This window comes from Actinoallomurus acaciae, from assembly GCF_042429965.1.
In the GTDB taxonomy this organism is placed as follows: Bacteria; Actinomycetota; Actinomycetes; order Streptosporangiales; family Streptosporangiaceae; genus Actinoallomurus; species Actinoallomurus acaciae.
This window is the reverse complement of record NZ_JBHLZP010000293.1, coordinates 1-11812: the sequence shown is the minus strand read 5'-3', so window position 1 is coordinate 11812 and position 11812 is coordinate 1. Positions and strand designations below refer to the sequence as shown.

Sequence of the window (11812 nt, the reverse complement as noted above, 5' to 3'; positions counted from 1 at the left end):
GGCCTGCGGCTGGCGGAGGGCGACGAGGGCCTGTGGCGCGACCTGCTCCGCGCCACCCACGCGACGGGCGACGCGGCCCAGCTCCGCGAGGTGGTGGACGAACTGCGCGGACGCGTCGCGGCCGACCCGTACACCGAACAGATGCAGCCCGAGACCGAGGCCCTGGTGGACGAACTCCTGCCCCAGTGGCGCGGCGTCGCCGCCGGCGGCACGGGCTGACGGTACCGACCGGACGACGAACACTCGCGGCGACGATCCCCGCCGCCACGGCGGCCGCATCACGGGCGGGCAACACGGGCGCCTTCCGCAGCACGCGGCCCAGCAGCAGCGCGGTACGGGGGGCGGGGGCGACCCGCTGGCGGTCGAGCACACTGCCTGCGGGGCGTTCAGGCCTCTTGACGTCGTGGGTGGGTATTGGGGGTGCCTTCCGTCCTGCGGGTCGTTCAGGCCCTTCGGTGTGGTCGGTGGTCGGTGGTCGTGTCGTGGGCGGGTATTAAAGGGTGCCTTCCGTCCCGTGGGTCGTTCAGGCCCCTCGGTGTCGTTGGTGGTCGTGTCGCGGACGGGCATTACGGGCGCCCTCCGCTCCGTGGGTCGTTCAGGCGCTGTGTCGCCGTCGGCGGTGTCCGAGGTGGCGGCCGTCTCGTTCTCTCCGGGCGCCCAGGTCGTCTTCGACGAGCCGGGTGGCGTCCGACACCGTGCGGGCGCGCGTCCGCGCCGACTTCCGGTACCTGTTCGCCGCCTGACCACTACCCCGGGCACGCCGTCGCGGTACGTACGAACGTGCGGGGTGTCCCTGGGCAACCGGCGGCGGGCTCTGGGGGCTGTCCTCCCTGCGGCGTCAGCGGTAGTTGCCGGTGTGGCCGAGGGAGAAGCGGCCGGGCTGGGGGTGGACGCACAGGCCGTGTGGGCCCGGGCCGGCGGCGATCCTGCGCAGTGGGCGGCCCGTACGGGTCGAGAGTGCGTAGACCGCGTCGTTCGCCTCCGCCGACAGCCACAGCACCCGGCCGGTCAGGGACACGCCGGCCATGTCGGGCGACACCGGTACGCGCCAGCGGGCGGTCACCCGGTGGCGGGCGAACGAGATCAGCGACACCGTCCGCGCGCCGCCGTTGGTCACGTACAGCACGCTGGCGTCGCGGCTGGGGTACAGGCCGTGGGCGCCCCGGCCCGTACGGATGAAGCCGCTCTTGCGGAAGCGGGCCGCGTCGACCAGCCACACCCCGCCTCGGGCGGCATCGGCGACGTAGAAGGTCCGACCGTCCGGTGACAGGCGGACGTCCTGCGGATCGGCGCCGCGCGCCAGCGTGAGAGTGCCGGCCGCCCGATATCGCCGCAGATCCACCCGGACCAGGCGCCCGGACCGCGCGCAGCCGACGACCAGCGTGTCGCCGGACGCGGAGAAGTCGGCGTGGGTCAGGCCCGCGCACGGCATCCGCAGCGTGCGGCGGTGCCGCATCGTGTCCGGGTCGCGGACGTCGATCCGCCCGCGCCGGGAGTCCAGCAGGAAGGCCTCGCGGCCGTCGACGGAGAAGTACAGGTCCGACGGCGCGGCCACCGGCACGGTACGCCCCGCCTTGCCGGTGCGAGGGTTGATCGGCACCAGGCCGCCCGGCGAGGTCACCCACAGGGTCTTCAGGTCCCACGAGGGTACGACCTGCTGTGGCGCGCGGCCGACCGGGATCCGGCGCAGCACACGGTAGGTCGCCGGGTCGATGACCTCGACCGATCTGCCGCGCGCGTCCGGGACGTACACCCGGCGGGGCAGGTCGCGGACGGCCGGGCTCAGCATCCCCGCCTGGGGCGCGGCGTAGACGTCCGGCGGCGCGTCGGGCAGGTCACCGCGCTGGTCGACCACGGGCGGCGAGTGCGTCGGCCGGACGTACGGCACCGGAGCGCCGAGCCCGGCGACCGGAGAGTCGGGTCCGGGCCGGCCACGGAACGGCACCGGCGACCGGCACCCGCTCAGGAGCCCGGCGAACACGACGACGAGCGCCAGCGGCATGGCGGCTGGGCCACCGGGCGTTCGTCGGGACCTTCCCACAAAGGACGGACTCTACTCGCTCGACGACAGGTTGTGAGCGGTTAACCACGAAGAGAGAATGCGGTCGCGCGCACGGGCGGGCGGGGTCAATCGGGTAGGGGGAGGCTCGCCAGGCGCGCGGGCCGTGTGGCGGCGGTTCATCGCGAAGAGAGAATGTGGGTCGCTCGTGCGGGCGGGGCCGGTCGGGCGCGCGGGTCCTGCGGTGGCGGTTAACCGCGGAGAGCGGATGTGGTCGCTCGTGCGGGCGGGGTCAGCCCGGCAGAGGCGGGGTCGGTCAGGCGCGGGTCGTGCGGTAGCGGTTCGTCACGGAGGGCGGATGTGGTCGCTCGCGCGAACGGGGTCGGTCGGGTAGGGACGGGGTCGGTCGGGTGCGCGGGTCGTGCGGTGGTGGTTCATCGCGGGGAGCGGATGTGGTCGCTCGTGCGGGCGGGGTCAGGCCGGTAGGGACGAGGCTCGCCAGGCGCCCGGGCCGTGCGGCAGCGTGTGGCGGAGGCGTCGGGAAGGGTCTGACCAGGCCGAACGTGGCCGGGGCTCGGGCGGCGCGGTTGCCGCGCTTGCGCGTGCGGTCAGCACGGTGACCAGCGCGGCGATCTCCTCCGGTGTTGGATCGCCCTGGACGATCTGCAGGAACGGGGCCATGCGCGCCTCCATCTACAGCGGGATGTTGCCGTGCTTCTTCGGCGGCAGGGTCTTGCGCTTGTCGCGCAGGGCGCGCAGGGCGCGGACGATCTGACCGCGCGTCTCCGACGGCTTGATCACCGCGTCGAGGTAACCGCGGTCGGCGGCGATGTAGGGGTTGGCGAGCGTGTCCTCGTACTCGGTGACCAGCTCGGCGCGGCGCGAGTCCGGGTCGTCGGCGGCGGCCAGTTCCCGCCGGTACAGGATGTTGACCGCGCCCTGCGCGCCCATCACCGCGATCTGTGCGGTCGGCCACGCCAGGTTGATGTCGGCGCCCAGGTGCTTGGAGCCCATGACGTCGTACGCCCCGCCGTAGGCCTTGCGGGTGATCACCGTGACGAGCGGCACCGTCGCCTCGGCGTAGGCGTACAGGAGTTTGGCGCCGCGCCGGATGATGCCGTTCCACTCCTGGTCGGTGCCGGGCAGGAAGCCGGGCACGTCCACGAAGGTCAGCACCGGAACGTTGAAGGCGTCACAGGTCCGGACGAACCGGGCGGCCTTCTCGGAGGCGTCGATGTCGAGCGTGCCGGCGAACCGCATCGGCTGGTTGGCCACGATCCCGACCGAGCGGCCCTCGACCCGGCCGAAGCCGCACACCATGTTCGGCGCGAACAGCGGCTGCACCTCGAGGAACTCACCGTCGTCCAGCACGTGCCCGATGACGGTGTGCATGTCGTACGGCTGGTTCGGCGAGTCCGGGATGAGCGTGTCGAGTTCGAGGTCCTCGTCGAGGACCTCCAGGGGCGCGGGCGTGTCGTACACCGGCGCGTCGGACATGTTGTTCGACGGCAGGTAGGACAGCAGCCCCTTGACGTAGTCGATGGCGTCCTGCTCGTCGGAGCCCTGGTAGTGGGCCACGCCGGACTTGGTGTTGTGCGAGTGCGCGCCGCCGAGGTCCTCGAACGTCACCTCCTCGCCGGTGACCGTCTTGATCACGTCCGGCCCGGTGATGAACATGTGCGAGGTCTGGTCGACCATGACGATGAAGTCGGTCAGGGCGGGCGAGTACACCGCGCCGCCCGCGCAGGGGCCCAGCACCAGAGAGATCTGCGGGATCACGCCGGAGGCGTGGGTGTTGCGCTTGAAGATCTCGGCGTACAGGCCGAGGGCGACGACGCCCTCCTGGATGCGCGCGCCGCCGGAGTCGTTGATCCCGACGACCGGGCAGCCGGTCTTCAGCGCGTGGTCCATGACCTTGACGATCTTCTCGCCGAACACCTCGCCGAGCGACCCGCCCGCGACGGTGAAATCCTGCGAGAAGATCGCGACCGGGCGGCCGTCGACCGTGCCGTGGCCGGTGACGACGCCGTCGCCGTACGGGCGGTTCTTCTCGACTCCGAAGCCGTGGGCGCGGTGCCGTGCCATCTCGTCGAACTCGACGAAGGACCCCTCGTCGAGGAAGGCGTCGATCCGCTCGCGGGCGGTCATCTTGCCCTTGGCGTGCTGCTTTTCGACCGCACGCGCGGACCCGGCGTGCACCGCCTCGTAGCGGCGCCGCTCCAGGTCGGCGATCTTCCCCGCCGTCGTGTGGATGTCGATCTCGGCGGCGGGCAGTGGCTCTGGGGCTTGCGTGGCCATCCCGCCAGACTAGCCAGCCGGATCATGAGCGCCGCCGACGGGGGTGATCTCAGCCCGCGAGACGGTCTCCGGCGCACCGACCGCGACTGGCTACGCTGAATCGCGTGTCGACTCGAAACTCCGCCCGTGAGCAGATGCCGGAGCCGCTGCGCGCCGACGTGCGGTTGCTGGGCTCCCTTCTCGGTCAGGTCCTCGTCGAGTACGGCGGACAGGACCTGCTGGACGACGTCGAGGCCCTGCGGCATGCGGTGATCTCCGCCCGCAAGGACGAGAAGGACGTCGACGACGTGGCCGCCATCGTCAGCGGCTGGCCACTGGACCGTGCCGAACTCGTCGCGCGCGCGTTCACCGTCTACTTCCACCTGACGAACCTCGCCGAAGAACACCAGCGGATCCGCACGCTGCGCGAGCGCGACACCGGCGGCGAGCCGCTGCGCGAGTCCGTCGACGACGCGGTCCGCCGGATCGGCGACGAGCGCATCGGCCGGCTCCTCGACGATCTCGAGCTGCACCCGGTCCTCACCGCGCACCCGACCGAGGCGCGCCGCCGTGCCGTGGTCACCGCGATCCTTCGCGTCAGCGCCCTGCTGACCGAGCTGAACGACCCCCGTACGAGCAGCGGCGAGCGTGAGGAGATCACGCGGCGGCTGCTGGAGGAGATCGACCTGCTGTGGCGCACGTCGCCGCTGCGCCGTACCAAGCCGGACCCGCTGGACGAGGTCCGCACCGCGATGGCGATCTTCGACCAGACGTTGTTCCGCGTCGTCCCGACGATCTACCGGTCCCTCGACACGGCGCTGGCCCCCGGCACCGGCGCGCGGCCTCCGCTGGCCCGCCCGTACCTGCGGTTCGGCAGCTGGATCGGCGGCGACCGCGACGGCAACCCGTATGTCACCGCGCAGATCACCCGTGAGGCGATCGGCATCCAGGCCGACCATGTCCTGCGCGCCCTCGGTGCCGCCTGCACCCGGGTCGGCCGCACGCTGACCACGAACGAGAGCACCACGCCGGCCTCGGCCGCCCTGCCGGGCGTGCTGGCGGGCGCCCGCGCGTCCCAGCCCGACCTGATCGCCGACATCGGCAAGCGCTCGCCCGGCGAGCCGCACCGCCAGCTCCTGCTCTACGCCGCCGAGCGCATCGAGGCGACCCGGCGGCGCAACGCCGACCTGGGCTACCGTACGCCGGTCGACCTGCTCGCGGACCTGCGCATCGTCCAGGACTCCCTGGTCGAGGCCGGAGCCGTACGCCAGGCGTACGGGGAGTTGCAGCACCTGATCTGGCAGGTGGAGACGTTCGGCTTCCACCTCGCCGAGCTGGAGGTCCGCCAGCACTCCGGCGTGCACGAGCAGGCGCTGGCCGAGGTCCGGGCGGGCGGCGAGTTGAGCGAGCAGACCGAGGAGGTCCTCGACACGCTGCGCGTCATCGCCCGGGTGCAGGAGCGCTTCGGCGTCGACGCCTGCCGCCGGTACGTCATCTCCTTCACGCGTACGGCCGATGACGTCGCCACCGTCTACGAGCTGGCCGAGCACGCGGCCGTCGGCGGCAAGCCGCCGGTGCTCGACGTCGTGCCGCTGTTCGAGACCGGCGAGGACCTCGATCGCTCGCCGGCCGTGCTGGACGGCATGCTGCGCCTCGCGCCCGTACGCCGGCGGCTGCTGGAGACCGGCCGCCGGCTGGAGGTCATGCTCGGCTACTCCGACTCGGCCAAGCAGCTCGGCCCGACGACGGCGACGCTGAAGCTGTACGACACGCAGGCGGCGCTGGCCTCGTGGGCGGCTCGCCACGACATCCGGCTCACGCTCTTTCACGGCCGCGGCGGGGCGCTCGGCCGCGGCGGCGGTCCGGCCAACCGCGCGGTGCTGGCCCAGGCGCCGGGCTCGGTCGCGGGACGGTTCAAGGTGACCGAGCAGGGCGAGGTGATCTTCGCCCGCTACGGCCACAAGGAGATCGCCCGGCGGCATGTCGAGCAGGTGACCAGCGCGGTCCTGCTGGCCTCCACGCCGGGGATCGAGGATCGCGCGCTGGCGGCGGCCGAGCGGTTCCGCCCGCTCGCCGACCGGATCAGCGCGGCGGCCGAGCAGACCTACCGGTCGCTGGTCGAGGCCGAGGGCTTCGCCGACTGGTTCGCGCACGTCAGCCCGTTGCACGAGATCGGAGGCCTGCGCCTCGGCTCGCGCCCGTCGCGGCGCAAGGCGACCGCCTCGCTGGAGGACCTGCGGGCCATCCCGTGGGTGTTCTCCTGGACCCAGACGCGGGTCAACCTGCCCGGCTGGTACGGCCTGGGCAGCGGGCTGGCCGCCGTGGACGACCTGGACGAGCTGCGCGAGGCGTACTCCTCGTGGCCGTTGTTCGCCGCGCTCCTGGACAACGCCGAGATGAGCCTGGCCAAGACCGACCGGGCCATCGCCGAGCGCTACCTCGCGCTGGGCGACCGGCCGGACCTCGCCGCGGCGGTGCTGGCGGAGTACGACCGGACCCGGTCCCTCGTGCTCCAGGTCACCGGCCACACGCGGCTGCTGGAGGACCGCAACGTCCTGTCCCGCGCCGTCGAGCTGCGCAACCCGTACGTCGACGCGCTGTCCCACCTCCAGCTGCGCGCGCTGCAGGAGTTGCGCGCCGGGATCGAGGACGACGCGCAGCGGGCGAAGGTCGAGGATCTCCTGCTGCTCGCCGCGGCCGGCGTCGCGGCGGGTCTGCAGAACACGGGATGATCCCGGCCGGACGGGCGGTTGACTGACGTCATGGGAATCAGGCGGGCCGAGGCTCCCGACCGTGCGGCGGTGGAGACGATCGTACGCACGGCCTATGAGCCGTGGGTCGAGACGATCGGCGCGGTTCCGCTCCCGATGGTCGCCGACTACGGCGACCTCATCGAACGGGGCCGCGTTCACGTCCTGGAGAACGGCGAGGTCGACGCGCTGATCGTGCTGGGGACCGACGACGACGTCCTGCTGGTGGAGAACGTCGCGGTCCGGCCCGACCGCCAGGGACGCGGCCTGGGGCGGCGGCTCATGGCGTTCGCGGAGTTCCGTGCCCGGTCACTGGGGCTGTCCGAGCTCCGGCTCTACACGAACGAGAAGATGGTCTCCAACATCGGGCTGTACGAGTCGCTGGGTTACCGTGAGACCGGACGGGAGTCTCTGGAGGGCCGGCACGTGGTGCATATGCGCAAGGAGTTGTAGCACCGGTAAAAGGAAGCAACCCGGGACGGAGAGCTCTGTTTAACCTAGAGTCAGGGGTGATGACTGTTCGCGAACCAGTGCCTCACCTCTCGCCGCTCCCGCGTTTCGCCATCCTCGTCGATGTCGGATACCTCTACGCCGCGGCGGGTGACCTGCTGTTCGGCATCTCCTCCCGGCGGTCCTACCGCGTGAACGCCGAAGGGCTGATCAAGGCACTGGAGGAGCGCGCCGCCGCGTGCATGCGCGGTGAGCTGCTGCGCGTCTACTGGTTCGACGCGGCGCGCGACCGGGTGCCCACGATCGACCAGCGGGTCGTCGCGCCGCTGCCGCGGGTCAAGCTCCGCCTCGGCAACCTCAACAAGCACAACCAGCAGAAGGGCGTGGACGCCCAGATCCGCGAGGACCTGGAGACGCTCGCCCGGCACGGCGCCGTCACCGACGCGATCCTCATCGCCGGCGACGAGGACATGGTGCCCGCGGTGGAGGCGGCCCAGACCTACGGCGTCCGCATCCACCTGTGGGGCGTCGAGCCACCGTACGGCACCAACCAGGCCGAACGCCTGATCTGGGAGTCCGACACCGTCGACGTCGTGGACGCCGAGTTCGTCAAGCCCTACTTCGAGCTCGACACCACGCGCGAGGAGACCGAGGAGACGCCCACGGCGCCCCCGATCCCCTCGCCCACCGCGGTGTTCGGCGGCCGTCCGCCCCGCCCGGTGCCGACACCGGCGTCGATGCGCCAGCAGGTCGCCCAGACGGGCTCGGTCGCCAAGCTCGGCCCGTCGCGCCAGCAGATGGAAGAGATCGGCGAGCACATCGCGCACAAGTGGATCCTCACCCGTGGCCGCGACAACATCCGCGACCTGCTGCCCGGCAAGATGCTGCCCACGGTCATCGACAAGGAGCTGTTGATCGAGGGGGAGAAGGAGCTCGGGTACTCCCTGCGCCCGTACAAGGAGGCGCGCGACTGGCTGCGGGAGGGGTTCTGGGCCCGCGTCTACCGCGAGTTCGACTTCGGCGTCGGTGTCTCGGGCCGGGAACCGCGCTGACGACCGACCGCGCCCGGATGCCGCTGGTCGAAGGTCTGGACGTCTCGCCGGGCGCACGTAAGACCCGGACCTTGGTCCCGGTACGGCGCGTTGAGGCAGAAACCCACCCAGCCGCGGCAGGACCCCCGACCCTCAGGGCGGGGGGCATGTCAGGTGCTCTAGGGTTTCTGCCGTGAGTCACTCCCCGTACACCGATCTTGACCGGCCGCCACTGAACGCGCGGGCGTTGAACCGCGCGCTGGTCCGGCCCGGCGGGCTCTGGCGCGAGATCCGCGTGGTGGAGGAGACCGGCTCGACCAACACCGACCTGGCGGACCTCGCCCGCGAGGGCGCCGAGCCGGGCCTGGTGCTGGTCGCCGAGGCGCAGACGTCGGGACGCGGCCGGATGGGCCGCACGTGGTCGGCGCCGCCGCGGTCGGGCCTGGCGTTCTCCGTCCTGCTCCCGCAGGAGGAGTCCGTCACGCGGCTGGGCTGGCTGCCGCTGGTGGCGGGCGTCGCGGTCGTGTCGGCGCTGCGGGGGTTCGCCGAGGTCGAGGGCTTCGGCCGCGGCCGGATGGCCGAGGCCACGCTCAAATGGCCCAACGACGTGCTGATCGGCGACCGCAAGCTGGCCGGCATCCTGGCCCAGCGAGTGGAGACCGGGGTGATCGTCGGCATCGGGTTGAACGTCGGTCTCCGCGCGGACGAACTGCCGGTGCCGACCGCGACGTCGCTGGCCATCGAGGAGGCGCCCGCCGACCGCGATCCGCTGCTTCGAGCGATCCTGCGCGCGCTGGAGGCCCGTCACGGTGAGCTTCGCACGAGCGGAGAGGCGCCGCTGCGCGAGGCGTATCGGGCGATGTGCGGCACGCTGGGCCGGCGGGTGCGCGTCGAGCTGCCCGGCGGTTCGACGCTCGTCGGGGAGGCCATCGACGTCGAAGAGGCCGGTCGCCTGGTGGTTCGCGCGGACGATGGGGAACATCTTCTCAATGCGGGAGATGTCGTACATGTCCGATAGTTGACGTCAACTGGACCGCCCTGCGGTGCGCCGCTTTAATGATTAAGTAATCCGTCCCCCCGGAGGTTCTTGCATGGCCAGTGTTGCGGAGGTCAAGGGCGCCATCGCCCAGGCCGGCGAAGAGGCGGAGCAGGCCGTGCAGCTGCTCGTCGAGGCCGGCAGCCGGGCCGAGGCCGCACTGCAGTTCCTGGTGGCCGTGGCGCAGGGCAGCGAGCACGACGCGCTGGAGGGTTCCCTGGGGGCGATGGGGCAGGCGGTGGAGAGCATCGGCGAATGCCAGGCGCAGATCGCCGCGGCGGTCGAAGAGGCCAACAAATACTCCGACGGGCTTTGAGATCACCGACGCGCGTGCACGTCCCAGGAATCCCAAAATGACATTAAAGCCCGCTGATCTCCTCGCCGCGGTACGGCAGGACATCCGGCAGGCACGCGCGACGATCCGCGCGCGCAGGAACGACCTCGACGAGACGATCGCCGGGTCCGAGGCCGCCGTCGAACGCGCCCGCGCCGAGGCCGCCGCGACGAGCGGCCCGGAGACCGAGGCGGTCCTCGAACGCTGGCAGCGGTACGCCGGCGAGGTCGCCCCCGGCGCGGCCTCGGCCCCGTGGACACGGTGGCCGTCCGAGCCGGAGCCGAGCGACGACGGGCCGTGTCTCTACCGCGTCGGGTCGATCGACGGCCGGATCCCCGCGCTGGTGCCGCTGCTGGACGCCGGTCACCTGCGCGTCGTCGGCGACGACCTGGCCACCGCCGACGCGGTCGTGGACTCCCTGCTGGCCCGCATCGTCGCGACGACGCGGCCGGGCACCGTGCGGATCAGCCTGTACGACCCGCGCCGGCTGGGCGCCGGCCTCGGCGGCTTTCACGCGCTGTCCCGGCCCGGCCTGCTCACGGTGTACGGGGTCGAGGAGCTGAAGGACCTGCTGCGGTCGCTCGACCGCGACATCCGGCGGATCCAGCGCGACGTGCTGGGCGGCGGGCACGCCTCACTCGCCGAGCTGGCCGCCGCGAACGGGCGGCGGCCCGAGCCCTGGCGGGTGGTGATCGTGCAGGCCCCGGTGCGCGGCCTGCGCGACGACGAGATCGCCCATCTGGAGAGCGTGATGCACGCCGGCTCCGCCTGCGGCATCCACGTGATCTGCCGTGACGTCACGCTGGAGCACGCACCCGGCCTGGAGACGATCGAGGTCGGCGCGGACGGCGCGATACGGACGTCGATGACCGGCGAGCTGGAGGCCACCGCCGAGCCGCCGCCCCCCGACCTGGTCCGCGCGGTCTGCGAGCGCGCCGCCCGGTGGGTCGGCATCGAGCGCGACCCGCCGCGCTTCGCCGAGCTGCTGCCGCCGCGAATGTGGGAGGAGTCGTCGGCGCCGGGCGTCCGCGCGCCGATCGGCGAGGACGTCGACCGGTACGAGGCGGTCGAGGTACTGCTCGGCGACGATCCGGTGCACGCGCTGGTCGGCGGGCCGCCGGGCTCGGGCAAGACCAACTTCCTGTACGGCCTGATCGGCTCGCTGGCCGCCCGCTACAGCCCGGACGAGCTGGAGTTCTACCTGCTCGACTTCAAGGAGGGCGTGTCGTTCGCGCGGCTGGCCAGCGGGCGCACCGACAAGACGTGGCTGCCGCACGCCCGGCTCATCGGCGTGAACATCAACCAGGACCGGGAGTTCGGCCTGGCGCTGCTGCGCTTCCTCGGCCACGAGCTCGAACGCCGCGGCGCCGCCGCACGTGAGCACGAGGTCACCAAGATCGAGGAGCTGCGCACCGCCGATCCCGACGGCCACTGGCCGCGCATCGTCGCGGTGATCGACGAGTTCCAGGTGCTGATCCAGCAGTCGGGCCGGCTCACCGACGAGTCGTTGTTCCTCCTCAACGACCTCGCGCGCCGGGGCCGGTCGCAGGGCATCCACCTCGTCCTGGCCAGCCAGAACGTCGGCGGTGTGCAGTCCCTCTGGGGACGCGGCGCGATCCTCGACCAGTTCACGCTGCGCGTCGCGCTGCCCAAGGCGCGGCGCATCCTGGCCGATGACAACCTCGCCGCCCAGCAGGTCGCGCGGTTCTGCGCCGTGGTCAACGCCGAGTCGGGCGCGCGGCAGGCCAACCGCGTGGCCCGGCTGCCCGACGCCGGGGCGCCCGGCACCTTCGACAAGCTCCAGCGCGAGCTGTGGCAGCAGCGGCCCGAACAGCTCGCGCCGCCGCGCATCTTCGACGGCGCCCACGTGCCCGAGCTGATGAGCGTGCCGGTCCAGCCGCCGGGCGAGGGCGTCGTGGGCCAGCTGATCGACCT

Annotated in this window: 10 protein-coding genes; 7 read left to right on the top strand and 3 right to left on the bottom strand. The window is 72.3% G+C overall.

Annotation, left to right across the window (positions count from 1 at the left end):
- A partial coding sequence (locus ACFFNX_RS31040) for a hypothetical protein (protein ID WP_378209424.1) occupies positions 1–219 on the top strand: 219 nt, incomplete at its 5' end.
- Between the two features lie 619 nt (positions 220–838).
- Here the strand turns inward: ACFFNX_RS31040 and ACFFNX_RS31035 are convergent.
- From ACFFNX_RS31035 to ACFFNX_RS31025, 3 genes are all read right to left on the bottom strand, one after another.
- Complete coding sequence (locus tag ACFFNX_RS31035) at positions 839–2002, bottom strand: YncE family protein (RefSeq protein ID WP_378209423.1); 1164 nt, start codon at positions 2000–2002, stop codon at positions 839–841.
- A 471-nt stretch (positions 2003–2473) separates the two neighbouring features.
- A complete protein-coding gene (locus ACFFNX_RS31030; RefSeq protein ID WP_378209422.1) occupies positions 2474–2680 on the bottom strand; it encodes an acyl-CoA carboxylase subunit epsilon in 207 nt (68 codons plus the stop codon).
- Between the two features lie 12 nt (positions 2681–2692).
- Complete coding sequence (locus tag ACFFNX_RS31025) at positions 2693–4297, bottom strand: acyl-CoA carboxylase subunit beta (protein ID WP_378209421.1); 1605 nt, start codon at positions 4295–4297, stop codon at positions 2693–2695.
- Positions 4298–4431: 134 nt separating this feature from the next.
- Here ACFFNX_RS31025 and ACFFNX_RS31020 point away from each other — a divergent pair, with 134 nt between their 5' ends.
- The 6 genes from ACFFNX_RS31020 to ACFFNX_RS30995 form a co-directional block, all read left to right on the top strand.
- Positions 4432–7008 (top strand): phosphoenolpyruvate carboxylase, encoded by a 2577-nt coding sequence (locus ACFFNX_RS31020; protein WP_378209425.1) that lies wholly within the window; start codon positions 4432–4434, stop codon positions 7006–7008.
- Between the two features lie 30 nt (positions 7009–7038).
- Positions 7039–7479, top strand: coding sequence for a GNAT family N-acetyltransferase (locus ACFFNX_RS31015; protein WP_378209420.1), 441 nt, complete (start codon positions 7039–7041; stop codon positions 7477–7479).
- 59 nt (positions 7480–7538) lie between these two features.
- Positions 7539–8528: an NYN domain-containing protein gene (locus ACFFNX_RS31010; protein WP_378209419.1), complete on the top strand. Its 990-nt coding sequence runs from the start codon at positions 7539–7541 to the stop codon at positions 8526–8528.
- Positions 8529–8700: 172 nt separating this feature from the next.
- Positions 8701–9525: a biotin--[acetyl-CoA-carboxylase] ligase gene (locus ACFFNX_RS31005; RefSeq protein WP_378209418.1), complete on the top strand. Its 825-nt coding sequence runs from the start codon at positions 8701–8703 to the stop codon at positions 9523–9525.
- Between the two features lie 73 nt (positions 9526–9598).
- Complete coding sequence (locus ACFFNX_RS31000) at positions 9599–9859, top strand: hypothetical protein (protein ID WP_378209417.1); 261 nt, start codon at positions 9599–9601, stop codon at positions 9857–9859.
- Between the two features lie 37 nt (positions 9860–9896).
- On the top strand, positions 9897–11812 hold a 1916-nt coding region (locus ACFFNX_RS30995; protein ID WP_378209416.1), incomplete at its 3' end, for an FtsK/SpoIIIE domain-containing protein.